This is a genomic window from Cellulomonas fimi (assembly GCF_012952065.1).
In the GTDB taxonomy this organism is placed as follows: Bacteria; Actinomycetota; Actinomycetes; order Actinomycetales; family Cellulomonadaceae; genus Pengzhenrongella; species Pengzhenrongella fimi_A.
The window spans coordinates 1-24,296 of the sequence record NZ_JABCJJ010000026.1; the positions used below are offsets into that span (position 1 = coordinate 1).

Consider the following 24,296-nt stretch of genomic DNA (forward strand, 5'->3'; position numbering starts at 1 on the left):
GGACAAGACCAAGCAGCGCGCCCTGACCCAACTCCGCCAGCTCGGCTACGACGTCACCCTCAACCCACTACCCGCCACCGGCTGACGCCCGTAGCGCCCGTGGCCTGGCAGCCATCTTCATGTCAGGTCGGCCCCGTGCGCCAGACATCCGTCGCGCTGCGCGTGGTGAACAGCGAACGGCTCGACGCTCAGGACTCGCCGGGCTCGGCGCGCCAGCCGCTGTGCTTGCGCGCCGCGACCCATGCCGCCACCTGCGTGCGCCGCTGGAGGCCCATCTTGGCGAGCAGGGACGTGATGTGGTTCTTGACCGTCTTCTCCGCGATGCTCAACCGCTCGGCGATCTCGCGGTTCGACAGCCCCTCGCCGATGAGGTCGAGCACGCGCAGCTCGCTCGGGGTCAGGTGCTCGGTCGGGTCCTCGTGGCCGGCCCGGCGCCGCGTGACGGTGCGCTCGTCGAGCAACGTGCGACCCGCCGCGACGGCCCGCACGACGTCCGTGATCTCGGCGCCGCGCACACTCTTGAGCAGGTAGGCCGCCGCCCCTGCGTCGAGCGCGGCGGCGAGCGCGTCGTCGTCGTCGAAGGACGTGAGCACGATCGCGCGCACCTCGGGCTGCGACTCGCGCACCTTCTTCATGAGGTCGATCCCCGTGCCGTCCGGCAGCTGGAGGTCCACGAGCATGATCTGCGGCCGGACGAGCCCCGCGCGACGCACGCCGTCAGCGACCGTCGCGGCCTCGGCGACCACGTGCATGCCCTCGGCGCGCTCCACCACCTCGGCGATCCCCCGTCGCACCACCTCGTGGTCGTCGACGATCATCACGTCGATCACCGCGGACCGGTCTGCGGACTGGGTCAGGTTGCTCGTCGCCACGCGGGCATCGTATCCAGGTCGGTCGGGCCGGCGGTCGTTCGGCGGTCGACCCGCGCGCTCACCAGCGCCCGCGCCGCGGCCGCGGCTGGCACACCGGGCAGGTGAACGACGAGCGGTTCATGAACTCGTCCCGGCGGACCGGCGCGCCGCAGCGTGGGCACGGCCGGCCCGTCTGCCCGTAGACCGCGAGCGACCGGTCGAAGTAGCCCGACTCCCCGTTCACGTTGACGTAGAGCGCGTCGAAGCTCGTCCCCCCGGCAGTGAGGGCCTCGCCCATGACCTCCGCCGCGGCGTCGAGCGCCCGCTCGACCTCGCCGCGCCGCAGCGTGTCGGTGGGCCGGGCGAAGTGCAGGCGCGCCCGCCACAGCGCCTCGTCGGCGTAGATGTTCCCCACGCCGGACACGAGGGTCTGGTCGAGGAGCGCCCGCTTGATCCCGGTGCGACGCCGACGGACGGAGGCGACGAGCGTCTCGCGGTCGAGCGCGGGGTCGAGCAGGTCGCGCGCGATGTGGGCCACGGGTTCGGGGACCGCGGGGACCGGGGACCCGCGCCCGCCTGCAGCGCCGTCCGGCGTCGGCACCAGATCGGGGGCGGACAGGTGCCCGAAGGTCCGTTGGTCCACGAAGTGCAGCTCGGAACCGTCGTCCAGCGCGAGCCGGACGCGCAGGTGCGGCGAGGTCGGTGCGGTGCGCGACTCGTCGTCGGGCCCGCGAACGATCAGCTGCCCGCTCATGCCCAGGTGCGCCATGAGCGCGGCGTCGGGGTGGGCCCCGGTCGGGGTGTCGAGAAGCAGCCACAGGTACTTGCCGCGGCGGACGGCGGCGTCGAACCGGCGGCCCGCGAGCCGCCCGGCGAGGTCGACGGGTCCGCCCACGTGGCGGCGCACGCTGTAGTCGCGCAGCACCTCGGTGTGCTCGACGGTGCGACCGAGCACGTGCCGGGCGAGCCCGTCACGCACCGTCTCGACCTCCGGCAGCTCGGGCACTACACGGCCTCTCGGTCGGGGCCGCTCACGCGCCCGGCGTCGCGCCGACGCCGTCGATCGCCCGCAGCGTCTCGTACGCGACCGCGGCGGCCCGCTGCTCGGCGATCTTCTTGGCCGGCCCCGCACCGGTGCCGTGCACCTCACCCCCCACGACGGCGTGCGCGGTGAAGGTCCGCGCGTGGTCGGGGCCGACGCCGACGATGTCGTACGACGGGACGCCGAGACCGAGCTCGGCCGTGAGCTCCTGGAGCGAGGTCTTCCAGTCGAGACCGGCGCCGAGGTCCGCCGCGGCGTCGAGCGTCGGGCCGACCAGGCGCTCGACCAGCGCGCGCGCCCGCTCGAGCCCGTGCGCGAGGTAGACGGCACCGAAGAGCGCCTCGAGCGTGTCGGAGAGGATGGAGTCCTTGTCGGCGCCGTCCGTCGCCAGCTCGCCCTTCCCGAGCAGCACGTAGCCGCCGAGGTCGAGCGTGCGCGCGGTCTCGGCCAGGGCACGCTGCGACACGGTCGCCGCGCGCATCTTGGCGAGGTCGCCCTCGCTGCGCTCGGGGTGGCGCCGGTAGAGCGCCTCGGTGACCACGAGCCCCAGGACGGCGTCGCCGAGGAACTCGAGCCGCTCGTTGGTGGGGATCCCTCCGGCCTCGTGCGCGAACGAGCGGTGCGTCAGCGCCAGCACGAGAAGCTCGGGGTCCACAGGGACCTCGAGCTTCTCGATGAGCTGGTCAGCCGAGACGGCGGCACTGCCGCCGGAGTGCTTCGGCTTCACGCGGCTGCGTCAGCCGGCGTGCTCGGTGCGCAGCGCCTCGGCGTACTGGCGACCGTTGTAGGTGCCGCACGTCGGGCACGCCTGGTGCGGGCGCATGTTGCTCTTGCACTGGGGGCAGGTGGTGAGCGTCGTGGCAGTGGTCTTCCACTGCGACCGACGCGCACGGGTGTTGCTGCGCGACATCTTGCGCTTCGGAACAGCCACGGCTAGCTCTCTTTCGTGTCGTCTGACATTCCCTCGAGGCTGCTCAGCGCGGCCCACCGGGGGTCAAGGATCTCATGCGAATGATCCGGGTCGTCCGCCAGGCGTGCTCCGCACTCGGAGCACAGTCCCGGGCAGTCCGGCCGGCACAACGGTCGGAACGGCAGCGCAGGCACCACCGCATCCCGCAGCGCGGGCTCGACGTCGATCAGCTCGCCGTCCAGCTCGCGCACGTCTTCCTCGTCGTCCCCGTCCTCCAGCGCGACGCGCGCCCGCTCGGGGTACGCGTACAGCTCCGTCACGGACACGTCGACGTCGTCGACCACCTCGTCCAGGCAGCGCACGCACTCCCCGACCGCCCGGCCCCGGACGTTGCCCGAGACCAGGACCCCCTCCATGACGGCCTCGAGCCGGAGATCCAGCTCGAGATCCGTCCCGACGGGGACACCGATCACGTCGGTACCGAGGTCCTCGGGCGCCGGCACCGTGCGCTGAACCCGTCGCATCGATCCCGGACGTCGGCCGAGCTCGTGGGTGTCGAGCACGAACGGCGAACGGGGATCGAGGTGAATGGCGCGCTCCACGGCTGTGCGGTTCCTACTGGTGAGGGGGCTCGGTACCGCCACGACCGGCAGGACCGACGGACGATGTTACCGGCTCGCGCGCGACTGCCCAAACGCGACGCGGCGTTCGTGGGCGGGCGGGCTCAGCGGACGGGCTCGGCCCCACCCAACCGGCCGGCCAGCTTGGCGCGACCCGCCTGCACCTGCGTCAGCACCTTGCCCAGGTCGATCTCGAAGTCCGCGAGGCGCCGGTCGCAGTAGTCGTCGGCGTCCCGCCGCAGCCCCTCGGCCACGCGCTCGGCCTCTGCGAGGATCTCCGCCGCGCGCGCCTGCGCCGCGAGCGTGACGGCCTCCGTCTCGACGAGCTCCGCCGCCCGCGCCCGGGCCGCCTCGAGGATGGAGTCCGCCTCGGCCTGCGCAACACCGCGGGCCGCGTCGGCATCCGCGAGCACCGCGTCGGCCTGGCTCAGCTGGGTCGGGAGGACGTCCCTCGCCTGGTCGAGCAGGTCGAGAAGCTCGGCGCGGTTGACGAGCACCGAGGACGACATCGGCATCGCCCGCGCGCCCTCCACGGCGGCGGTCAGGGCGTCGAGGATCCCGGTCAGCCCCTCGGGCTGCGTCCGGTCGACGTCGTGGTCCAGGTGTGAGCTCTCGCTCATCGTCATCTCCTCTCGTACGCCGGGGCGGTGCCCAGCGCCTCACGCACGACTGCCTCGACGCCGTCGGGCACGAGGTCGGCGATGGGACCGCCGTGGCGCGCGACGTCCTTCACCAGGGACGACGCGATGTGGGCGAGTGCGGGGTCGCCCACGACGAACACGGTCTCGACGCCGGTCAGATGCCGGTTCATGAGCGCCATCGGCAGCTCGTGGTCGTAGTCCGCGCCGCCGCGCAGTCCCTTGACGACCGCGACGGCGCCGACCTCCTCGCAGAAGTCCGTGAGCAGGCCCGCGACGAGCTCGACGCGCACCCCCTCGACGCCCGAGAGCGCGGCACGCGCGAGCTCGACCCGGATCTCGGCGGGCAGCAGCGCCTGCTTGCTGGCGTTGTGCGCGACGCCCACGACGACCTCGTCGAACATCGCGCGCGCGCGACGGACGACGTCGAGATGGCCGAGCGTGACGGGGTCGAACGACCCGGGGCAGACGGCGACGGTCACGCGGTCAGGGTATGTCAGCGGGGCCGGGAGCCGGGTGCGGACGAGGCGTGCGTCTCGTCCGGGCTCGCGTCAGGGCTCGCGAACCACACGACCGTCTCCCCGTACGCGCGGCGGTCCGTGGGCCCGAGGTCCGTGGGCCAGCGCGGCTCGGGGCTGCGCGACGAGCGCTCGACGACGACGACGCCGTCCGGGTCGAGGGCCGTCGGTCCCGCGAGCCTGGCGAGCACCTCGGCGAGGACGTCCTCGTCCAGGTCGTACGGCGGGTCGATCAGGACGAGGTCCCACGGCGCCGCGACCGGCCGCTGCACGAACCGCTCGGCCCGCTCCCCCACGACCGTCACCAGCGGCAGACGCAGCGCGGCCACGTTGGCGCGGCAGGCGTCGACCGCCACGCGCGCCGAGTCCACGAGCGTGACCGCGGCGGCACCGCGGCTCGCCGCCTCGATGCCGAGCGCCCCGGAGCCGGCGTAGAGGTCCAGCACGCGGGCACCCGCGACCGCGTCGAGGTGCTCGAGCCGCGAGAACAGCGCCTCCCGGACGCGTTCGCTCGTCGGCCGGGTGCCCCTGGTCGGCACCCGCAGCGTGCGCCCCCCGGCCGTGCCCGCCACGACCCGCGTCACCGCGCACCTCCCGCGCCCGCACCCGCACCGCCGGCTGCCGTCGCCGGGAGCCGGACGCACACCGCGACGACGATCGCGGACGCGACCCCCTGAGCCACGAGGACCGGGACCGGCGCGGCGCCCAGCAGGAGCGCGATCAGCACGGGCACCAGGCCGAGCGCGACGACGTCCGGCCCGCGCGAAAGCACCGCCAGCACGCCCAGCGGCACCGCGCCGGCCGGCGTCGAGACGAGCGGGCCGGCCCAGTCGGGCGCGGGCCGGTAGGCCGACCGGACCGCCGCGCCCGCCCACACCGGTGCCGACGCCAGGCCGAGCGCGAGCCACGCCATCAGGCCCTCTGCCCCGCCGTCGGCCAGGTCGCCGTGCAGCTGCGCGACCGCCGCGAACGCCCCGAGCGACCACACGACCGCCACGGCGCCCGGCACCGCGGTGCGCAGCACCCGGACCCGTCGGGCCGAGAGCGGCAGCAGCCGGTCGAGCACGGGCGCCATCTCGGCGCGGCGCGCGCCCTCGGCGCCCGCGAGCATCGCGACGTAGCCCGACCCGACCAGCACGATCGCCAGCACCGCGGTGCTCGCGAGCTCCGGGACGACGAGCACGACGGCGGGCGCCACCGTCGCGCCGAGCACCTGGACGACGTGGCGCGGCGAACGCACGAGCAGCGCCACGTCGGCGGCCACGACCGCGGCCGACGCCGACCGCACCGCCCCGAACCGCGCGGAGCGCCGCCGCCGTGGACGGGCCGCGCCCTCGACGAGCGTGCGCCCGAGCTCGCGCGAGTCGAGCGAGACGACCGCGCCGACCGCCTGGCTCGAGATCGAGCCGCTCTCCCGCAGGTCGCGCCCCGGGATCCGGCCGAGCCGCCGGTCGAGCGCGACGGCCGCGGCCACCACCACGACCGTCAGCACTGCCAGCACGACGGCTCCCGGCGACGGCAGCGCCTCGAGCCGCCACCCGGTGAGCGCGCCGACCACGGCGAGCACGGGCACGAGCGCGACCGACGCATGCCCTGCGGCCGCGATCCGCCGCCGCACCGCTCCCAGGCTCTGACCCACCCCGGCGAGCAGCACGAGCGCCGCCGTGCCCAGCCCGCCGAGCGCACCGAAGCGCACCAGGCGGTCGGCGCTCGTCCCGCCGTACCCCTGGACCGTGAGGTCGACCAGCACCAGGACGAGCGCTCCCACCCCGCCGGCGAGCAGCGGGAGCCGCGCGGCGGTCGGCCGCAGCAGGCCCCGCCGGTCGACCGGCAGCGGGAGCCACCAGGTCGCCTCGGCCGCGCCGACCCCCACCGGACCGAGGCGTCCCGCGAGGGACAGCACGACGCCGACGAAACCCAGCACCGCCAGCCCGGCGAGGCTCGGCAGGCCGAGATCAGGGCCGGGGGCCGGCACGACGGGCGCAGGGCGCAGGGCGTCCCGCGCCACCTCGACGACGCCGAGGGCCATCCCGATCCCGATCGCGACCATGATCAGCGCGTAGTACAGGTCGCCGAGCAGCTGCCCGATCCCGGCGTCCGATCGCCGCCGTGCCGTCGCCGCGGTGGCCCGCCGGACCGCCCGGCCCGCCGGGACGCGGGAGCCGTCGGCCGTGCCGGTCCCCGCCCCGGCCGACGGCGGCGTCATCGGGTGGGCTCGGACCGGATGGCGCGGGCGGCGTCGGTCACCGGGAGCACCGGTGACTCGACGTCGCCGACGAGGACCGCGGCGTCGGCCACGGCCTCGAGCAGGGCCGGGTCGTGGGTCGCGAGCAGCACGGCGCCGCCGGCGTCGGCCTCGTCCCGCAGCCGGGCTGCGAGGGCCGAGCGCATCCGCTGGTCGAGCCGCTGCTCGGGCTCGTCGAGCACCAGCAGGCGTCGGGGGCGCGCGAACCCGGCCGCGAGCAGCAGGCGGCGGCGCTGGCCCGACGAGAGCGCGACCGGCAGCACGTCCGCGTGGCCGGTCAGTCCGAAGTCGTCGAGGAGGTCGGCGACCACGTCCGCCGCGTCGGCGACGCCGTGGCCGCGCGCCGTCAGCACCAGGTGCTCGGCGACGGTGAGGGCCGGGAAGTACGCGTCGTCGTCGAGCACGCTCGAGACCTGGGCGCGGAACCGCGCATCGCGCTCGTCGACCTGCGCGCCGAGGACCTGGAGCTCGCCGCCGGCCGGCTCGAGGAGGCCCAGCACCGCCCGCAGGACCGTCGACTTGCCCGAGCCGTTGGGACCGACCAGGGCGAGCGCTCGACCGGCCTCGAGCGTGAAGGAGACCGGGGCGCAGACCGGTTCCCCGCCGTAGCCGAGCACGAGCGCGTCCGCGTGGATGACGGGGGACGCAGGCACGTGACCACCCTAGGACGCCTCACGTGCGGTCGAGGAACTCCTCCCGCTCGCCCGCGAGCTGCTGGTCGATCGCGGCGCGCAGCGCCGGGATCCCGTCCAGCGCCGGATCGGCCTCGACCACGGCCGTCGCGTCCGTACGGGCCTGCGCGATGACGTCCGCGTCGCGCGTGACCCGCAGCAGCCGCAGCGAGCTGATCCCGCCGGACTGCGCGGCGCCCAGCACGTCGCCCTCGCGCCGCAGCTCGAGGTCGACGCTCGCGAGCGCGAAGCCGTCGGTCGTCTCCGCGAGCGTCTGCAGGCGCACAGCGGCCGGCGAGGCCCCCGCAGCCGGGCGGCCGGCGCCGCCCGCGCCCGAGACGAGCAGGCACAGGCCCGGCGCGGTCCCCCGCCCGACGCGACCGCGGAGCTGGTGCAGCTGCGAGAGCCCGAAGCGGTCGGCGTCGAGCACGACCATCGCCGTGGCCTCGGGCACGTCGACGCCCACCTCGATCACGGTGGTGGACACCAGCACCTGGACCCGCCCGGCCGCCAGGTCCGCCATGACGCGCTCCTTGTCGTCGGGAGCCATGCGGCCGTGCAGCACCCCGATCTCGACCCCGGCGAGCGCCGGCAGCGCGCGCAGCTCCGCGGCGACCTCGAGCACGGCCCGGAGCGGCCGACGCGCCTCGGGAGCGTTCCGGGCGGCCGACCCGCGCCCGCTCTCGTCGGCGGCCCCGACGACGTCGACCGCGAGCAGGTCCGCGCCGTCGTCCTGCGGCTCGTCCGGGTCGATCCGCGGGCACACCACGTACGCCCGGTGACCGCCCTCGACCTCCTCGCGCACGCGCTGCCACGTGCGCGTCATCCAGGCGGCGTTCTCCGCCGGCACGACGACGGTCGTCACGCCGCTGCGGCCGGCCGGCACCTCGGTGAGGGTCGACGTCTCGAGATCGCCGAACACGGTCATCGCGACCGTGCGCGGGATCGGGGTCGCGGTCATGACGAGCAGGTGCGGCGTCGTGCTGGCCTTGGCGCGCAGCGTGTCGCGCTGCTCCACCCCGAACCGGTGCTGCTCGTCCACGACGACGAGGCCGAGGTCCGCGAACTGGACCGTCTCGCTGAGCAGCGCGTGCGTGCCGACGACGATCCCCGCCCGGCCGCTCGCGGCATCGAGCAGGCTCTCGCGCCGCGCGGCGGCCCCTTGCGACCCGGTGAGCAGCGCGACGCGCGTGCCGTCGTCGGCACCGCCCAGGAAGCCGGCCTCCGCGAGCGGACCGAGCAGCGCCCGGAGCGTGCGGACGTGCTGCGCGGCGAGGACCTCGGTCGGCGCGAGCAGCGCGGCCTGGCCACCGGCGTCGACCACCTGGAGCATCGCGCGCAGCGCGACGACCGTCTTGCCCGAGCCGACCTCGCCCTGGAGCAGCCGCTGCATCGGCCGCGGGCGGGCGAGCTCGACCGCGAGCTCCTCGCCCACCGCGCGCTGCCCGGCGGTCAGGGTGAACGGCAGCCGGGCGTCGAAGTCGGCGAGCAGCCCGTCCGCACGCGGCGGCCGCGCGGTCGCGTGCTGACGCGCGGCCTCCGCACGACGACGTGCCAGCGCCGCCTGGAGCACGAACGCCTCCTCGTACCGCAGCCGGTCGCGGCCCCGCCGCCAGTCGGCATCGGTGAACGGCTCGTGGACGTCCTTGAGCGCCTGGTGGAGCGTCACGAGGCCCCGCTCGGAGCGCAGCCCCGCCGGGACCGGGTCCGGGACGTCGGCCTCGGCCAGCGGGTCGAGGACGGTGCGCACGCTCGCCTGGATGCGCCACGACGCGAGCGACGCGCTCGCGGGGTAGATCGGGATCGGGCGACCGGCCTCGGCGAGCGCCTCGGCCTCGTCGTCGACGTCGACGCCGATGATCTTGTAGTCCGGGTGCGTGAGCTGCAGCGTGCCCTGGTAGGCACCGACCACGCCGGTGAACAGGCCGACCCGGCCCGGCCGGAGCTTCTGCTCGTGGTGCGTCAGCGCGCGCGGGCCCTTGCCGAAGAACGTGAGGTGGAGCGTGCGGGCGCCGTCCGTGACGACGCCCTGCAGCATCGCGCCGCTCCGGTTCCGCATCGTGCGCACGGTCGCCTGCCGCACCTCCGCCATGACGGTCACGTGCTCGCCGACCGCGAGCCCGGAGAGGTCCGTCAACGTGCCGGGGTCGGAGTAGCGGCGCGGGTAGTGGCGCAGGAGGTCGCCGGTCGTGCGCAGGCCCAGCTTCTCCATGGCGCCCGACGTGCGCGGGCCGAGCACGCGCACGAGCGGCTCGGCGAAGCGGTCGACCGGGCCGCCGACCACGTCGCCCAGGTGCTCACGACGGTGCTCGCTCACCCGGTGCCCACCCGGTGCTCGCCCACCCGGTCGTCGCTCACTCGGCCCCCAGCGCGAGGAGGGGCTCTGCCTGACCACCCTCGAGCACGACGACGTCCACGCCCGGATGGGCGGCCGCGACGTGGTCGACGAGCGCCGCGGTGAGGGCGTCGAGCGTCCCGTCCGCCGCCCGGGCGCCGCGCAGGACGGTGAGGACCTCGCCGCCCGGGCTGAGCAGGGCGTCCACGACGCGACGCACGTCGGCCGGGTCCTCCGCGGCCGTCACCTCGGCCGTGCGCACGGCGCCGACGGCGCGGGCGACGGCGGCGACCGCGGCCGTGACGTCCGGCGGGGCGACGGCGCCGACGTCGGGCACGGCCGCGAGCGCGGCAGCCAGTCCGGCGGTCACCCGCACGTCGTCGTCGGCCTCGACCACGTGGACGGTCTGCCGCCCCCGGGCGCGGGCGGTCCCGGTGACGGCACGGGCCGCCGCACCGGCCGAGGGCGATCCGGGGAGGACGAGGACGTCGGGGGCCGCCGAGTCCACGACGGCGCGCAGCACGCCCGCGGTCGTCGCCGGCTCGTCCGCGTGCACCATCACCACGGCGCCCACCCGTGCGAGCTCGGCCACGAGGCCCGGTGCCCCGGTCCCGACCACGAGCCCGAGCCCGGTCCGCCGGCCGCCACGGGCTTGAGGGTGCACGTGAGACTGCGCGTGGGCGTGGACGCCCAGATGACGCACGGTGACCTGGCGACGGCGGCCGAGCCCCCCCGCGGCGATCGCGCCTGCCGGGTCGTCGGTGTGGACGTGCGCCTGCCACACGTCGGGACCACCGACGACGGCGACCGACTCGCCGAGCGCCTGCAGCCGCGCGCTGAGGTCGGCCGCGATGTCCGTGGCGGCCTCGAGCAGGAACATCACCTCGAACTCGCCGTCGGCGCCGGCCGCACACCCGTCGGTCGGCTCCGTCCCCGGCACGTCGTGGACGTCGGCGCCGTCGCCGTCGCCGCGGGCCTCGCGCACGTGGTGCCCGAGCACCGTGGTCGGCCGCTGCCCGGTGATCACGCCGACGAGCGACCCGAGCAGCACGACCAGCCCGCTCGCACCGGCGTCGACCACCCCTGCGGAGCGCAGGACGTCCAGGTCGTCGGGTGTCCGGGCGAGCGCGTCGCTCGCACCCGCGAGCGCCGCCGTGGCAGTGGCAGCGAGATCGGCCCCCTCGCCCGCGGCCGCACGCGCGGCCCGTGCCGCCGCGGTGGCGGCGGTCAGGATGGTGCCCTCGACCGGCTTGGCGACCGCCGTGCGCGCCGCCGCCTGCGCCGCGTCCAGGGCGCCGGCCAGGGCGAGACCTCCGGCCGAGACGCCGTCCGCGGCATCCGGCTCGCGCGCGGCGTCGGGCAGGCCCGGGACACCCTGCGCGAGCCCGCGGGAGAGGCCGAGCAGGAACTGGCTGAGGATGACCCCCGAGCTGCCCCGGGCGCCGAGGAGCGCGCCGCGCGCGAAGGCGCGCATCGCCTCGGGTGCGGTGGCAGGACCGGGCAGGGCGTCGACCTCGTCGGCCCCCTGCGCCACGGTCAGGCTGAGGTTGGTCCCCGTGTCGCCGTCGGGCACGGGGAACACGTTGAGGAGGTCGATCGAGCCGCGCGCCTCGTCGAGGTCACGGGCGGCAGCCCGGGCCCAGGCTCGTACCGCCGCGCCGTCCAGCCGGTCCACGCGCATCCCTTCCCGCTGCTCGCCCACCTCCGGCGCCCCGGGGGCAGGCACCATCCTCGGCCCTCGCGCACACGATGCCGCATGCCACCCTCATTTGGGCGGCGCGCGATCCATCGGCTAGTCTTGCCAGGTTGTCCGGCCTCGACCGGGCATCGTCCTCACGAGGGCCCTGTCCTCGACAGGGCGTTGACGGAGCGCCCCCCGGGTGCGCACCGCAACCCTCGCCCACTTCCCCTCGCCGCCCTGCGGCGTGCACGACGATCAGGAGAGACCGTGGCTGCCAACTGCGACGTCTGCGGCAAGGGCCCCAGCTTCGGGCACAGCATCTCGCACTCGCACATCCGGACGAAGCGTCGCTGGAACCCGAACATCCAGCGCGTGCGCGCCGTCGTGGCGGGTGCCCCGAAGCGCCTGAACGTGTGCACCTCGTGCCTCAAGGCCGGCAAGGTCGTGCGGCACGTCTGACCGCACCGCACCATCGTCACGAAGCCCGCGGGTCGAAACCCGCGGGCTTCGTGCATCCCGGCGGGTCACCGGCAGGTCACCGGCAAGGTCATCCGTTCCGGGTTGAAGGGCTGCATCTGCCGAGCGCAGGTGGCATGGTGTGCGCCATGGGGGAAACGCTCGAGGACCTGACCATCCGGCCGGCCGACGTCTCCGACGCGCCGGAGATCGCGCGCGTCCACGTCGCCTCGTGGCGCGAGGCCTACGACGGCATCGTGGCCGCCGACTACCTCGCGTCGCTCGACGTCGACGAACGCGCCGGCCGGTGGGCCGAGCGGCTGCGCACCGGCCCGCGGGACGACGTCCGGACCTGGGTCGCTGCCGCGGGTTCTCGGGCCCTCGGCTTCGCGTCGCTCGGTCCGGCACGCGACGAGGACGCGGCCCGGAACGAGCAGGAGATCTACTCCATCTACCTCGACCCCGGGATGTGGGGCAAGGGCGTCGCGCGCGAGCTCATGCGGACGGTGCTCGCGGAGGTGCCCGACGGCGCCCCGGTGTCCCTGTGGGTCCTCGCCGCCAACGAGCGCGCGCGGCACTTCTACCGTCGCCACGGCTTCGCCGCCGACGGCACCGAGCGCATGCACGAGCGCGGGGGCGCTCCGCTCCTCGAGGTCCGGTACCGGCGCAGCTGACCGACGCGCAGGGCGCCTGCCGCTCAGCGTGCGAAGTGGTCCCAGCCGGGTGACGCCGTCGTCGGTGCGGCTCCGCCCACGAGCACGCCCGGCCCGTCCGCCCCGGCCGCGAGCACGCGACCGACAGGCCGGAAGGGCGCCGGCAGCCCGGAACCCGCCGGGAACGTCGCGAGCAGGCCGTGGTCCTCGCCGCCGCTGAGCACCCAGTCCTCGGCGGTGATCCCCGTGGCCGAGGCGGCCTCGCGCAACGCCACCAGGTCGGCACCGAACGCGCCCGGGACCCGGTCCAGGTCGAGCACGACGCCGCTCGCGCGAGCCAGACGCCCCGCGTCGCGCAGCAGCCCGTCGGACACGTCGAGCATCGAGGTCGCCCCGGCGTCCACCGCGGCCCCGCCCGCACCGAGCGGCGGGTCCGGACGCAGGTAGGCGGCGACCAGCGGCGGTGAGACGTGCCCGGCTCCTGCCGCGAGGAGCGCGAGCCCGGCCGCGGACCAGCCGCACACCCCGGCGTGCCCGACGACGTCGCCCGGGCGCGCACCCGAGCGCAGCACCGGCGCGTGGCCGGCCAGGTCGCCGTGCACGGTCACGCTCACGACGACGGCGTCGCCTCCTGACAGGTCACCGCCGACCACCCCGACGTCGTGCCGTCCGCAGGCCTCCGCGAGACCCCGCGCGAGCCCGGTCACCCAGTCCACCCGGAGGTCGGGCGGCGCGACGAGCGCGACGACCATCGCCGTCGGGCGGGCGCCCATCGCGACGACGTCCGCGAGGTTCTGCACGGCCGCACGCCAGCCCACGTCCGCGCCGCTCGACCAGTCGCGCCGGAAGTGCCGACCCTCGACCAGGACGTCCGTGGAGATCACGACCCGGCCGTCCGGCGCCTGGACCACCGCCGCGTCGTCGCCCGGGCCGACCAGCGTCGACGAGCCGGCGGGCAGCAGGGGGAAGATCCGCGCGAGCAGCTCCTCCTCGCTCAGGTCCCCCACGACGAGCGCCGGGTCGGCACGGGTCGGGTCGGGTCGGGTCACGGGGCGCAACGCTACCGACCCCGCTGCGGGCGTGCACCGGACCGGTCCGCGGCCGGGCTACCGTGACAGGGTGCCCCGACCGTCCAGCTTCTCCTCCCGCGTGCGCGCCGTCGCGCTCGTCGTCGTCGCCATGGCCGCGCTGGGCGCCTGCGCGTCCACGGCCGACGTCGAGGTGGCCCCGAACGCCGCCGACCCCGTGTGCGCGAGCGTCGTGCTGGCGCTGCCCCAGGAGCTCGCCGACCTCCCTCGCCTCGAGACCTCGAGCCAGGGCACCGCGGCCTGGGGTGATGCCTCGGCGCCGGTCGCCCTGCGGTGCGGCGTCGAGCCGCTCCCGCCGACGACCGACCCGTGCGTCACGGTGACGGACCCGTCAGGCGTGAGGGTCGACTGGGTGGCGGTCGAGGACCCGTCGCAGACGTCGGCGTCGGGAGGCACGCTCTGGACCTTCACGACCTACGGGCGTGAACCGGCGGTCGAGGTCGTGGTGCCGCCCGAGGTCACCGCGGGCCGCTCGGCGTCGTTCCTCGTGGACCTCGGCCCGGCGGTGGCCGAGACCGAGCAGGTGCGGGAGTGCCTCTGAGGCGCGTCCTCAGCGGAGCCCGGTCGGGCGCGCGAGCGCGAGCCGGAGCAGGTCGTCGATCAGGTCCGGGTACGCGAGCCCCGACGCCTCCCACATCCGCGGGTACATCGAGTACGGCGTGAACCCCGGCATCGTGTTGATCTCGTTGACCACGACGTCCCCGTCGGCCGTCACGAACACGTCCACGCGGGCGAGCCCCTCGCAGCCGACCGCCTCGAAGGTGCGCACCGCGACGTCGCGCACCGCCTCGGACACGGCGTCGGACAGGTCCGCCGGGCACGTCAGCCGGACGCCGCCCTCGTCGAGGTACTTGGCCTCGAAGTCGTAGAAGCCGTGCCGGCTGTCCGTGACCACGATCTCGCCCGGCTGGGACGCGCGCGGCCGGCCGCCGTCGACCCCGCCCAGCACGGCGCACTCGATCTCTCGACCGACCACTCCAGCCTCGATGACGACCTTGGGGTCGTGGCGTCGTGCCTCGTCGAGCGCGGCGGGCAGGTCCGCGAGGTCGTCGACCTTGGTGATGCCGAGGCTCGACCCGGCCCGAGCCGGCTTCACGAACACCGGCAGGCCGAGGCTCGCGACGGTCTGCGTCCAGGCGTCGGGGTTGCGCTCGAAGTCGCCGGGCCGGAGCACGGTGTAGGGCGCGATCGGCAGGCCCTGACCCGCGAGCACGAGCTTCATGAAGTGCTTGTCCATGCCGACCGCGGAGGCCAGCACGCCCGCACCCACGTACCGCAGGTCGACGAGCTCGAGCAGCCCCTGGACCGTCCCGTCCTCGCCGAACGGTCCGTGCAGCAGCGGGAACACGACGTCCACCGCGCCGATCGCCGCAGGCAGCGTGCCCGGCTCGAGCACCTGGAGCTCTCGGTCCTCGGCGGACTGCGGCAGGAGCACCTGCTGGGGTCCGTCCTCGACCTCGGGGAGCCTGCCGTCCACGATCGACCAGCAGTCCGGGTCGTCGGACACGAGTACCCACCGGCCCTGGGGCGTGATGCCGACCGGGACGACGTCGTAGCGCGTCCGGTCGATCGCGCGGAGCACCCCACCGGCAGTCGCGCAGCTGATGGCGTGCTCGCCCGACCGGCCGCCGAACAGCAGGAGGACCCGCGGTCGGACGCCGGCGGGCTCGGGCTCGGACGCAGGACCGGGCGCGGGGATCGTCTCCATCGCGCCCGACCCTACCGCCCGGTCGGACGCTCGCCGCCTGCGAGGCAGCGGTCGGCCGCGCGTCTCCGGCTCTGCTCGGCCGCGACTACCCTGCGAGGGTGCGTGCACCCATCGGGCCCGAGGGCCGCCCCCACGACCTCTCCCCCGCGACCGTGGCGGTCACGGCCGGCCGGCCCGACCGCACGCCCGGCGGGCCGGTCAACCCGCCGGTCGTCCTGTCCTCGACCTACGTCTCGACCGGCACCCCCGGGCCCGGCGAGCTGCTCTACGCCCGCAACGGCACCGAGACCTGGGTCCCCTTCGAGCGGGCGCTCGCCGATCTCGAGGGTGCCGCGCAGCCCGCGCTGGTGTTCGGGTCGGGCATGGCGGCGATCGCCGCGGTGCTGTCGCTCGTCCCGTCCGGTGGACGTCTCGTCGTCCCGCGGCACGCGTACCAGGTGACGCTCGGGTTCGCGGACGACATGGCGCTGCGGAACGGCGTCGAGGTGGTGCGCGTCGACATCGCGGACACCGCCGCCGTCGTCGAGGCGCTGCGGGCGGCTCCCACGTCGCTGCTGTGGGTCGAGTCCCCGACCAACCCCATGCTCGAGGTCGCGGACCTCCCCGCGCTCGTCGACGCGGCGCACGCGGTCGGCGTCCCGGTCGCGGTCGACAACACGTTCGCCACGCCGCTCGGCCAGCGTCCGCTCGCGTGGGGCGCCGACGTCGTCGTGCACTCGGTGACGAAGTACCTCGCGGGGCACTCGGACGTCGTGCTCGGCGCCGTCGTCGTGGACGACCCCGAGCTGCACGCCCGCTTTCTCGCCTACCGCACGCTGCACGGGTCGATCGCGGGCCCGTGGGAGGTCTGGCTCGCCCTGCGCGGGCTGCGCACGCTCGCCCTCCGGGTGGGGCGCTCGCAGGAGACCGCCGTCGAGCTCGCCCGGCGGCTCGCGGCGCACCCCGCGGTCGCCCAGGTGCGGCACCCGAGCCTGCCCGACGACCCTGGCCACAAGGTCGCCGCGCGGCTCATGACGGGGTTCGGCTCGATCATCGGGCTGCGACCCGTGGGCGGCGTCGCGGCCGCCGACGCGGTCGTCTCGGCGCTCCGGCTGTGGGTGCCCGCGACGAGCCTGGGAGGGGTGGAGTCGAGCCTCGAGCGTCGGCGCCGGTTCACCACCGAGTCGGCGACGGTCCCCGAGGACCTCCTGCGCCTGTCCGTCGGCATCGAGGACGTCGAGGACCTGTGGTCGGACCTGTCGCAGGCGCTCTCGGCCGCCGCCGCGCTGCCCGGGCGCTGACCCGCTTCCGCGGGCAGCATCTGGTCAGCTCAGGTCAGGTCCGCTCGGCCTTGTGCGGGCGGCCCAGCAGCAGCGGCGCGAGCTCGTCGACCGGCAGCCCCTCGTGCAGCACCGCGACCACCGCCTCGGTGATCGGCATCTCCACGCCGACCGACCGCGCCAGCTCGAGCACCGACCGGGACGTCTTGACCCCCTCGGCCGTGCCACCGGTCGCCGCGATCGCCTCGTCGAGCGTCATCCCCTGACCGAGGTGTACGCCGAGGCTGTGGTTGCGCGACGCCGGCGACGCGCACGTCGCCATGAGGTCACCCATACCGGCGAGCCCGGGGAACGTCTCGGCGTCGGCCCCGAGCGCGAGCCCGAGCCGCGTGATCTCGACGAGCCCGCGCGTGATGATCGTGGCCATCGTGTTGTAGCGCAAGCCCCGGCCCTGCGCGATCCCGACGGCGACGGCGATGATGTTCTTGACCGCGCCGCACAGCTCGACGCCCACGACGTCGTCGTTCGTGTACGGCCGGAACGTCGCCGAGGCGCACGCGCGCGCGACCAGCTGCGCGGTCTCGGGGCTCGTCGAGGCCACGACGGTCGCGGTGGGCTGGCGCTCGGCGATCTCGCGCGCGAGGTTGGGGCCGGAGACGACGGCGACGCGGTCGACGGGCAGGCCCAGCACCTCAGCGACGACCTGGCTCATCCGCTGGTCGGTGCTGAGCTCGACGCCCTTCATGAGCGAGACGGCGACGGCGTGGGCCGGGACGAGCGGGCGCATCGGCGCGAGCGTCGCCCGGACGCTCTGCGAGGGGATCGCGATCGCGACCAGGTCGGCGCCCGCGAGCACCGTCGCGGGGTCCGTGGAGGCCGTCATCGTCGCGGGGAGGTCGATCCCGGGGAGGTAGGCCTCGTTGCGGTGCGTCGTCGCGATCTCCTCGCACACCGCGGCGCTGCGACCCCAGAGCGCGACGTCGCACCCGGCGTCGGCCAGGACCGTCGCGAACGTGGTGCCCCACGCGCCCGTGCCGAGCACAGCGGCGCGCAGCGCGGTCACGGGGCCGGCTCCCCGCCGGGGGCCGCACCGGGCGCCGTGCCCGACGACGGAGGCTGGGTCGGGTCAACCGACGCGCCGTTGTCGGCCGCCTTCGCGCGGCGCATGTCGAACCGCTCCGCGGGCGCCTTCTCCCCGCGGATCTCCTCGAGCAGCACCGTGATCGCGGCCATCACCCGCTCGGTCGCCTCGCGCAACGTCGCGTTGTCGAGCGGACGGTCGTACAGGTCGTCGAGGTCGACCGGCGGGCCGGCGACGATCGTGACGCGCTTGGGCGGGAAGGGCTTGAGCAGCTTCTCGTAGTGCCCGAGCAGGTCCTGGGGGCCCCACTGCGCGGCGGGGATCACGGGAGCCCGGGTCGTCAGGGCGAGTCGCGCGACCCCGGTCTTGCCTGCCATCGGCCACAGGTCGGGCTGCCGGGTGAGCGTCCCCTCGGGAAAGACCGCCACACACTCGCCCGCCTCGAGCGCGGCGACCGCTGCGTCGAGCGACCGACCGGCGTCGGACGTGTTCCGGTGCACGGGGATCTGCCCGGTCGCGGTGAGGATCTTCCCCAGCACGGGAACCGTGAAGAGCGACGACTTCGCGAGGATCCGCGGGGCGATCCCGTGGTCGTAGAGGTAGTGCGCGAACGTGATCGGGTCGATGTTCGTCATGTGGTTCGCCGCGGCGATGAACCCGCGGTCGGTCGGGTAGTTCTCGGCGCCGCGCCAGTCCCGCCGGGTCATGGCGAGCATCGGCGGACGGACCACGCGGGCGACGTTGCGGTAGGCGCGGTTCGCGCGGGCGGGGTCTGGCACGGTGAGCGATGCTACCCGCCGCCCGGCCGCCCTCGCGGCCCGTCCCCTCAGCTCCGGCTGAACTCGGCCCCGAGCGCGGTCAGCTTGTCCGTGAAGTGCTCGTACCCGCGGTCGATCAGGCCGATGCCCTTGACGGTGGACGTGCCCTTGGCGGCGAGCGCCGCGATGAGGTGGCTGAAGCCGCCGCGCAGGTCGGGCACCTCGATCTCGGCGGCCGCGAGCGGCGTCGGGCCCGAGACGACCGCGGAGTGGAAGAAGTTGCGCTGCCCGAAGCGGCAGGGGCGTCCGCCCAGGCACTCCTTGTAGACCTGGATCGTCGCGCCCATGCCGACGAGCGCGTCGGTGAACCCGAACCGGTTCTCGTAGACGGTCTCGTGCACGATCGACAGGCCCTTGGCCTGCGTGAGCGCGACGACGAGCGGCTGCTGCCAGTCCGTCATGAACCCCGGGTGCACGTCGGTCTCGAGCACGATCGACCTGAGGTCGCCGCCCGGGTGGTAGAAGCGGATCCCGGCGTCGTCGACGTCGAACTCGCCGCCCACCTTGCGGAAGGTGTTGAGGAACGCCGTCATCTCCGGCTGCGTCGCGCCGCGCACGTAGATGTCGCCGCCCGTGGCGAGGGCCGCCGACGCCCACGACGCGGCCTCGATGCGGTCGGAGAGAGCCGTGTGCTGGAAGCCCGAGAGCCGGTCGACGCCCTCGATCCGGATCACGCGGTCGGTGTCGACCGAGATGATCGCGCCCATCTTCTGCAGGACGTTGATGAGGTCCATGATCTCGGGCTCGATCGCAGCGTTCGCGAGCTCGGTGATGCCCTCGGCGCGGACCGCGGTCAGGAGGAGCTGCTCGGTCGCGCCGACGCTGGGGTACGGCAGCGCGATCTTGGTGCCCTGGAGCCGGCGCGGGGCACGGATGTGGATGCCCTGCGCGCGCTTCTCCACGACGGCCCCGAACTGCCGCAGGATGTCGAGGTGGTAGTTGATCGGCCGGTCGCCGATGCGGCACCCACCCAGGTCGGGGATGAAGGCCTCGCCGAGACGGTGCAGGAGGGGGCCGCAGAAGAGGATCGGGATGCGGCTCGAGCCGGCGTGCGCGTCGATGTCGGCGACGTGGGCGGACTCGACGTTGCTCGGGTCCAGGTGGAGGGTGCCCGCGTCGTCGTCGGCCGCCACGGCGACGCCGTGCAGCTCGAGCAGGCCGGTCACGACCGCGACGTCCCGGATCTGCGGCACGTTGCGCAGGACGCTCGGGCCGTCACCCAGCAGGGACGCCACCATGGCCTTGGAGACGAAGTTCTTGGCACCGCGGACCGTGATCTCGCCCGACAGGGGCGTGCCACCGTTCACGTAGAGCAGGTCGGTCATACGTCCATCGTCGCTCACTGGCTGACTCCCTCATGACGCCCACGCCGTGGCGCTGGTCACGTCGTCCCGAACCGGACCTGGACGTAGCGAAGGCTACGCGCCCTGCTCGACCGCGACGCGCCCTGCCCCGGACTCCGGCGGGTCAGCCCACCGGGCGCGCGGCCGCGACCTCGACCGGCGGCAGGTGCTTGGCAGGCAGGGTGCGTGGCCGCCACGAGGCACGCGTGGCCTCGTACGCCGAGATCTCGTCGGCGTGCTGGAGCGTCAGCCCGATGTCGTCGAGCCCCTCCATCAGGCGCCACCGCGTGTAGTCGTCGACCTCGAACCGGGCCACGACGTCGTCGCACGTCACGGTGCGGGCCTCGAGGTCGACGGTCACCTCGGTGCCGGGCCGGGTCTCGAGGACCTTCCAGATCAGCTCGATGTCCTCGGGCGCGACGACGGCCGCGAGCAGGCCCTGCTTGCCCGAGTTGCCGCGGAAGATGTCGGCGAACCGCGACGAGACGACGGCCTTGAAGCCGTAGTCCTTGAGCGCCCAGACGGCGTGCTCCCGGGACGAGCCCGTGCCGAAGTCCGGGCCGGCGACCAGCACCGAGCCGTTCGCGTACGCCGGCTGGTTGAGCACGAACTCCGGGTCGCCGCGCCAGGCGGCGAACAGCGCGTCCTCGAACCCCGTGCGCGTGACGCGCTTGAGGTAGACCGCCGGGATGATCTGGTCGGTGTCGACGTTGCTGCGGCGCAGCGGGACCCCGACGCCCGTGTGGGTCGTGAACTTCTCCATGGTGGCTCTCGCGATCTTCTCGGTCAGGCAGGCAGGAGGTCGGGGGCGGGCGCGTCGGCACCGTCGTCGGCGAGGTCGGCGACCGACGAGAGCGTCCCGCGGATGGCCGTGGCGGCCGCCACGAGCGGCGAGACGAGGTGCGTGCGCCCGCCCTTGCCCTGCCGACCCTCGAAGTTCCGGTTCGACGTCGACGCGCTGCGCTCGCCCGGGGCCAGCTGGTCGGGGTTCATGCCGAGACACATCGAGCAGCCGGCGTTGCGCCACTCGGCGCCGAAGTCGAGGAAGATCCTGTCGAGCCCCTCGGCCTCGGCCTGGAGGCGGACGCGCGCCGAGCCGGGCACCACCAGGACGCGCAGCGACTCGGCCTTGTGCTTGCCCTTGACGACGTCGGCGACCGCACGCAGGTCCTCGATGCGGCCGTTGGTACAGGAACCGATGAAGACCGTGTCGACCGCGATGTCGCGCAGCGGCATCCCGGGCGTGAGGGCCATGTACTCGAGCGCACGCTCGGCGGTCGCGCGCTCGGCCTCGTCCGCGATCTCGGCCGGCACGGGCACGCGCGCCGACAGCGGCAGCCCCTGCCCGGGGTTCGTGCCCCACGTCACGAAGGGCTCGAGGTCGGCGGCGTCGAGCACGACCTCGGCGTCGAAGACCGCGTCGTCGTCGCTCTTGAGCGTGCTCCAGTAGGCGACGGCCTCGTCCCAGGCCGCGCCCTCGGGCGCGTGCGGGCGACCCTTGAGGTACTCGAACGTCGTCTCGTCGGGCGCGATCATCCCGGCACGCGCGCCGGCCTCGATCGACATGTTGCAGATCGTCATGCGCGCTTCCATCGACAGCGCACGGATCGCCTCGCCCCGGTACTCGAGCACGTAGCCCTGGCCGCCCCCGGTCCCGATCCTGGCGATGACGGCGAGGATGATGTCCTTGGCGGTGGTCCCTGGACGCAGGGTCCCGTCCACCGTGATCGCCATCGTCTTGAACGGGTTGAGGGGCAGCGTCTGCGTCGCGAGGACGTGCTCGACCTCGCTCGTCCCGATGCCGAAGGCGAGCGCCCCGAACGCGCCGTGCGTCGACGTGTGCGAGTCGCCGCAGACCACGGTGAGCCCCGGCATCGTCAGCCCCAGCTGCGGGCCGACGACGTGCACGATGCCCTGGTCGGCGTCGCCGAGGGAGTGCAGGCGGATGCCGAACTCGGCCGCGTTGGTGCGGAGCGTCTGGATCTGCGTCCGGCTGGTGAGATCGGCGATCGGCTTGTCGATGTCGACGGTCGGGGTGTTGTGGTCCTCGGTCGCGATCGTCAGGTCCGGACGCCGCACGGTGCGGTCCGTGAGGCGGAGCCCCTCGAACGCCTGCGGGCTCGTCACCTCGTGGACGAGGTGGAGGTCGATGTACAGCAGGTCGGGAGCTCCGTTGCTCCCGCGGCGCACGACGTGCGCGTCCCAGACCTTCTCCGCCAGCGTGCCGGCCATGTCTCTGCGTCCTCTCGGGTCCTCACCTCCGGACGAGTGTCCGGGGGCGCCTCACGGGCTGGTACTTGCGTCTCAGCCTTCGAGACGTCAGTATCGGTCTATGGACAACTCTAGCGGAGTCGGCGTGCTGGACAAGGCCGCATCCGTCCTCAGCGCCCTCGAGGCCGGCCCTGCGACCCTCGCCCAGCTCGTCGCGGCCACCCATCTCGCGCGCCCGACGGCGCACCGGCTCGCGGTCGCGCTCGAGCACCACCGTCTCGTGGCGCGGGACATGCAGGGCCGGTTCGTGCTCGGACCGCGGCTGGGCGAGCTCTCGACCGCGGCCGGCGAGGACCGCCTGCTCGCCGCGGCCGGGCCCGTGCTCGCCGCGCTGCGCGACCACACCGGCGAGAGCGCGCAGCTGTTCCGGCGGCAGGGCGACCAGCGCATCTGCGTCGCGGCCGCCGAGCGGCCCATCGGGCTGCGCGACTCCATCCCGGTCGGCGCGACGCTGTCGATGCAGGCCGGGTCGGCGGCGCAGATCCTCCTGGCCTGGGAGGAGCCGGACCGGCTCCACCGCGGCCTCCAGGGCGCGCGGTTCACCGCGACCATCCTCTCCGGTGTCCGACGCCGCGGCTGGGCCCAGTCGGTCTCCGAGCGCGAGGCGGGGGTCGCCTCGGTCTCGGCACCCGTGCGCGGGCCGTCGGGCCGGATCGTCGCGGCGGTCTCGATCTCGGGCCCCGTCGAGCGCCTCAGCCGCCAGCCGGGCCGCCTGCACGCCGGCGCCGTCGTCGCGGCCGCCAACCGGCTCACCGAGGTCCTGCGCCGTTCGGGCGAATGACATGTTCGAGTGACGTGTCGTTGCGGTGAGCCGTCGCTCGCCCGGGCGACTCCACCTCGCGGACGACGAAGGCCCGGTCACCATGGTGACCGGGCCTTCGCCTTGCGTACCCCCGACCGGATTCGAACCGGCGCTACCGCCGTGAGAGGGCGGCGTGCTAGGCCGCTACACAACGGGGGCCTTCGCAGCTCCATCAAGACCGATGGCATCGGTCCCGATCGACTACCGAGTGAGCACCCTACCGGATGTCCGGAGGGGTTCACGCTGGGGTACCAGGACTCGAACCTAGAATGTCGGTACCAGAAACCGATGTGTTGCCAATTACACCATACCCCATGGGGGTACATTCCTCGGGTTTAGTCCGTCCGGAGCTGGAGGCCCGTACGTCCGAACCCGTGGTCCGTACCGGCCATGAACTCTACCCGAGCAGATCGGGTGGGTCCAAACCCGCACGTCTTCGAACCCCACCGAACGCCACCACGGTCCGTACGGTAGACGGCGCGTTCGACAGCCGTCACCCGTCATGGCACCGTCGGACCATGAGCACGCCCGACCCTTCCGAGCCGTCCGCAGCCCGAGCCCGGTCGTTCGGTCGAGGGGCAGACGCCTACCGGCGCTCACGCCCGACCTACCCCGCCGACGCGGCCCGGTGGCTGGTCCCCAGCACGGCCCGGCGGGTCCTCGACCTGGCCGCCGGCACCGGCAAGCTGACCGAGCGGCTCGTCGAGCTGGGGTTCGACGTGACCGCCGTCGAGCCCGACGACGGGATGCGGTCCGAGCTCGTCGCTGCCGTCCCCGGGGTGCATGCGCTCGCGGGGAGCGCCGAGGCGATCCCGTTGACGGGGGACGCGGTCGACGCGGTCGTGGTCGCGCAGGCGTGGCACTGGTTCGACGTCGGCCGAACCCTGCCCGAGATCGAGCGGGTCCTGCGGCCCGGCGGCCGGCTCGGCGTGGTCTGGAACGTCCGCGACCACCGGGTGCCCTGGGTCGAGGAGTTCACGCGGATCATCCACCGCGGCGACTCGCTCGACCCGCTCCATGGCGAGCCGGTGCTCGACGGGCGGTTCGGGCCGCTCGAGCACACCACCGTCCCCTGGGTCCACCGCATCCCGGCTGCCGACCTGCGGACACTCGCCGCGTCGCGCAGCCACACCCTCACGCTGCCTCCGGCCGACCGCGACCGCCTGCTCGACGACGTCGACGAGCTCACGCGCACGCACCCCGACCTCGCGGGACGCGCGGAGATCGAGGTGCCGTACCGGACGGAGTGCTGGCGCGCCGACCTGCGCTGAGCCGACCGCCGGGCCGGGCAGCCCGCCGGTCGCGC

Annotated in this window: 25 protein-coding genes and 2 tRNA genes; 6 read left to right on the top strand and 21 right to left on the bottom strand. The window is 74.7% G+C overall.

Annotation, left to right across the window (positions count from 1 at the left end):
• Positions 1-188: 188 nt before the first annotated feature.
• From HIR71_RS13270 to HIR71_RS13325, 12 genes are all read right to left on the bottom strand, one after another.
• Positions 189-818, bottom strand: coding sequence for a response regulator (locus HIR71_RS13270; RefSeq protein ID WP_169325576.1), 630 nt, complete (start codon positions 816-818; stop codon positions 189-191).
• A gap of 112 nt (positions 819-930) precedes the next feature.
• Positions 931-1,857 carry a bifunctional DNA-formamidopyrimidine glycosylase/DNA-(apurinic or apyrimidinic site) lyase gene (gene mutM, locus HIR71_RS13275; protein WP_169325548.1) on the bottom strand — a complete coding sequence of 309 codons (927 nt, stop codon included), beginning with the start codon at positions 1,855-1,857 and terminating at the stop codon, positions 931-933.
• Positions 1,858-1,882: 25 nt separating this feature from the next.
• Complete coding sequence (rnc, locus tag HIR71_RS13280) at positions 1,883-2,620, bottom strand: ribonuclease III (RefSeq protein ID WP_169325549.1); 738 nt, start codon at positions 2,618-2,620, stop codon at positions 1,883-1,885.
• A gap of 9 nt (positions 2,621-2,629) precedes the next feature.
• Positions 2,630-2,824 carry a 50S ribosomal protein L32 gene (gene rpmF / locus HIR71_RS13285; RefSeq protein ID WP_169325550.1) on the bottom strand — a complete coding sequence of 65 codons (195 nt, stop codon included), beginning with the start codon at positions 2,822-2,824 and terminating at the stop codon, positions 2,630-2,632.
• 2 nt (positions 2,825-2,826) lie between these two features.
• On the bottom strand, positions 2,827-3,405 hold the full coding sequence (locus HIR71_RS13290) for a YceD family protein (protein WP_169325551.1): 579 nt from the start codon (positions 3,403-3,405) through the stop codon (positions 2,827-2,829).
• A 122-nt stretch (positions 3,406-3,527) separates the two neighbouring features.
• Entirely contained in the window at positions 3,528-4,043 is a 516-nt protein-coding gene (locus tag HIR71_RS13295; protein ID WP_169325552.1) for a hypothetical protein, read from the bottom strand.
• Between the two features lie 2 nt (positions 4,044-4,045).
• Positions 4,046-4,543, bottom strand: a complete 498-nt coding sequence (coaD, locus tag HIR71_RS13300) for a pantetheine-phosphate adenylyltransferase (RefSeq protein ID WP_169325553.1) — start codon at positions 4,541-4,543, stop codon at positions 4,046-4,048.
• Between the two features lie 14 nt (positions 4,544-4,557).
• Positions 4,558-5,163: an RsmD family RNA methyltransferase gene (locus HIR71_RS13305; RefSeq protein WP_169325554.1), complete on the bottom strand. Its 606-nt coding sequence runs from the start codon at positions 5,161-5,163 to the stop codon at positions 4,558-4,560.
• The gene (locus HIR71_RS13310) at positions 5,160-6,785 is read right to left on the bottom strand and encodes a DUF6297 family protein (protein ID WP_169325555.1); all 1,626 of its coding nucleotides are present in this window, start codon (positions 6,783-6,785) and stop codon (positions 5,160-5,162) included. The genes HIR71_RS13305 and HIR71_RS13310 overlap by 4 nt, the downstream gene beginning before the upstream one ends.
• Positions 6,782-7,477: an ABC transporter ATP-binding protein gene (locus HIR71_RS13315; protein WP_169325556.1), complete on the bottom strand. Its 696-nt coding sequence runs from the start codon at positions 7,475-7,477 to the stop codon at positions 6,782-6,784. The genes HIR71_RS13310 and HIR71_RS13315 overlap by 4 nt, the downstream gene beginning before the upstream one ends.
• Positions 7,478-7,496: 19 nt before the next feature.
• Positions 7,497-9,812 carry an ATP-dependent DNA helicase RecG gene (locus tag HIR71_RS13320; RefSeq protein WP_396031695.1) on the bottom strand — a complete coding sequence of 772 codons (2,316 nt, stop codon included), beginning with the start codon at positions 9,810-9,812 and terminating at the stop codon, positions 7,497-7,499.
• 37 nt (positions 9,813-9,849) lie between these two features.
• Positions 9,850-11,559: a DAK2 domain-containing protein gene (locus tag HIR71_RS13325; protein ID WP_169325557.1), complete on the bottom strand. Its 1,710-nt coding sequence runs from the start codon at positions 11,557-11,559 to the stop codon at positions 9,850-9,852.
• 219 nt (positions 11,560-11,778) lie between these two features.
• Here HIR71_RS13325 and rpmB point away from each other — a divergent pair, with 219 nt between their 5' ends.
• Both rpmB and HIR71_RS13335 read left to right on the top strand, forming a co-directional pair.
• Entirely contained in the window at positions 11,779-11,970 is a 192-nt protein-coding gene (gene rpmB / locus HIR71_RS13330; protein ID WP_169325558.1) for a 50S ribosomal protein L28, read from the top strand.
• Positions 11,971-12,116: 146 nt separating this feature from the next.
• Complete coding sequence (locus HIR71_RS13335) at positions 12,117-12,641, top strand: GNAT family N-acetyltransferase (RefSeq protein WP_169325559.1); 525 nt, start codon at positions 12,117-12,119, stop codon at positions 12,639-12,641.
• A 23-nt stretch (positions 12,642-12,664) separates the two neighbouring features.
• Here the strand turns inward: HIR71_RS13335 and HIR71_RS13340 are convergent, their stop codons facing one another.
• Positions 12,665-13,669 carry a thiamine-phosphate kinase gene (locus HIR71_RS13340; protein WP_169325560.1) on the bottom strand — a complete coding sequence of 335 codons (1,005 nt, stop codon included), beginning with the start codon at positions 13,667-13,669 and terminating at the stop codon, positions 12,665-12,667.
• Positions 13,670-13,739: 70 nt separating this feature from the next.
• Here HIR71_RS13340 and HIR71_RS13345 point away from each other — a divergent pair, with 70 nt between their 5' ends.
• A complete protein-coding gene (locus HIR71_RS13345) occupies positions 13,740-14,249 on the top strand; it encodes a DUF3515 family protein (protein WP_311836276.1) in 510 nt (169 codons plus the stop codon).
• A gap of 9 nt (positions 14,250-14,258) precedes the next feature.
• On the opposite strand, the gene HIR71_RS13350 is transcribed toward HIR71_RS13345, so the two are convergent.
• Complete coding sequence (locus HIR71_RS13350) at positions 14,259-15,416, bottom strand: D-alanine--D-alanine ligase family protein (RefSeq protein ID WP_169325561.1); 1,158 nt, start codon at positions 15,414-15,416, stop codon at positions 14,259-14,261.
• Between the two features lie 98 nt (positions 15,417-15,514).
• Between HIR71_RS13350 and HIR71_RS13355 the strand changes: the two genes are divergently transcribed.
• Positions 15,515-16,696: a trans-sulfuration enzyme family protein gene (locus HIR71_RS13355; RefSeq protein ID WP_311836277.1), complete on the top strand. Its 1,182-nt coding sequence runs from the start codon at positions 15,515-15,517 to the stop codon at positions 16,694-16,696.
• A gap of 34 nt (positions 16,697-16,730) precedes the next feature.
• Here HIR71_RS13355 and HIR71_RS13360 read toward each other — a convergent pair whose 3' ends face one another.
• The 5 genes from HIR71_RS13360 to leuC form a co-directional block, all read right to left on the bottom strand.
• Entirely contained in the window at positions 16,731-17,729 is a 999-nt protein-coding gene (locus tag HIR71_RS13360; RefSeq protein ID WP_169325580.1) for an NAD(P)H-dependent glycerol-3-phosphate dehydrogenase, read from the bottom strand.
• A 5-nt stretch (positions 17,730-17,734) separates the two neighbouring features.
• Positions 17,735-18,535, bottom strand: a complete 801-nt coding sequence (locus tag HIR71_RS13365) for a lysophospholipid acyltransferase family protein (protein ID WP_169325562.1) — start codon at positions 18,533-18,535, stop codon at positions 17,735-17,737.
• 47 nt (positions 18,536-18,582) lie between these two features.
• Positions 18,583-19,899, bottom strand: a complete 1,317-nt coding sequence (gene murA, locus HIR71_RS13370; RefSeq protein ID WP_169325563.1) for a UDP-N-acetylglucosamine 1-carboxyvinyltransferase — start codon at positions 19,897-19,899, stop codon at positions 18,583-18,585.
• A gap of 142 nt (positions 19,900-20,041) precedes the next feature.
• On the bottom strand, positions 20,042-20,680 hold the full coding sequence (gene leuD, locus HIR71_RS13375) for a 3-isopropylmalate dehydratase small subunit (protein WP_169325564.1): 639 nt from the start codon (positions 20,678-20,680) through the stop codon (positions 20,042-20,044).
• 23 nt (positions 20,681-20,703) lie between these two features.
• On the bottom strand, positions 20,704-22,149 hold the full coding sequence (leuC, locus tag HIR71_RS13380) for a 3-isopropylmalate dehydratase large subunit (RefSeq protein ID WP_169325565.1): 1,446 nt from the start codon (positions 22,147-22,149) through the stop codon (positions 20,704-20,706).
• Between the two features lie 100 nt (positions 22,150-22,249).
• On the opposite strand from leuC, the gene HIR71_RS13385 reads away from it, so the two are divergent.
• Complete coding sequence (locus tag HIR71_RS13385) at positions 22,250-22,969, top strand: IclR family transcriptional regulator (protein WP_169325566.1); 720 nt, start codon at positions 22,250-22,252, stop codon at positions 22,967-22,969.
• A 107-nt stretch (positions 22,970-23,076) separates the two neighbouring features.
• On the opposite strand, the gene HIR71_RS13390 is transcribed toward HIR71_RS13385, so the two are convergent.
• A tRNA-Glu gene (locus tag HIR71_RS13390) sits at positions 23,077-23,149 on the bottom strand.
• A gap of 84 nt (positions 23,150-23,233) precedes the next feature.
• Positions 23,234-23,305: transfer RNA gene (locus HIR71_RS13395), tRNA-Gln, on the bottom strand.
• Between the two features lie 203 nt (positions 23,306-23,508).
• On the opposite strand from HIR71_RS13395, the gene HIR71_RS13400 reads away from it, so the two are divergent.
• The gene (locus HIR71_RS13400) at positions 23,509-24,261 is read left to right on the top strand and encodes a class I SAM-dependent methyltransferase (protein ID WP_169325567.1); all 753 of its coding nucleotides are present in this window, start codon (positions 23,509-23,511) and stop codon (positions 24,259-24,261) included.
• Positions 24,262-24,296: the final 35 nt, after the last annotated feature.

What these genes read in the sequence shown, in the direction of transcription:
- HIR71_RS13270 (WP_169325576.1), bottom strand. Translation starts at nt 818, where the DNA reads ATGATCGTCGACGACCACGAGGTGGTGCGACGGGGGATCGCCGAGGTG.
- HIR71_RS13295 (WP_169325552.1), bottom strand. Translation starts at nt 4,043, where the DNA reads ATGAGCGAGAGCTCACACCTGGACCACGACGTCGACCGGACGCAGCCC.
- HIR71_RS13310 (WP_169325555.1), bottom strand. Translation starts at nt 6,785, where the DNA reads ATGACGCCGCCGTCGGCCGGGGCGGGGACCGGCACGGCCGACGGCTCC.
- HIR71_RS13325 (WP_169325557.1), bottom strand. Translation starts at nt 11,559, where the DNA reads ATGGTGCCTGCCCCCGGGGCGCCGGAGGTGGGCGAGCAGCGGGAAGGG.
- HIR71_RS13335 (WP_169325559.1), top strand. Translation starts at nt 12,117, where the DNA reads ATGGGGGAAACGCTCGAGGACCTGACCATCCGGCCGGCCGACGTCTCC.
- HIR71_RS13350 (WP_169325561.1), bottom strand. Translation starts at nt 15,416, where the DNA reads ATGGAGACGATCCCCGCGCCCGGTCCTGCGTCCGAGCCCGAGCCCGCC.
- murA (WP_169325563.1), bottom strand. Translation starts at nt 19,899, where the DNA reads ATGACCGACCTGCTCTACGTGAACGGTGGCACGCCCCTGTCGGGCGAG.
- leuD (WP_169325564.1), bottom strand. Translation starts at nt 20,680, where the DNA reads ATGGAGAAGTTCACGACCCACACGGGCGTCGGGGTCCCGCTGCGCCGC.
- leuC (WP_169325565.1), bottom strand. Translation starts at nt 22,149, where the DNA reads ATGGCCGGCACGCTGGCGGAGAAGGTCTGGGACGCGCACGTCGTGCGC.
- HIR71_RS13385 (WP_169325566.1), top strand. Translation starts at nt 22,250, where the DNA reads ATGGACAACTCTAGCGGAGTCGGCGTGCTGGACAAGGCCGCATCCGTC.
- HIR71_RS13400 (WP_169325567.1), top strand. Translation starts at nt 23,509, where the DNA reads ATGAGCACGCCCGACCCTTCCGAGCCGTCCGCAGCCCGAGCCCGGTCG.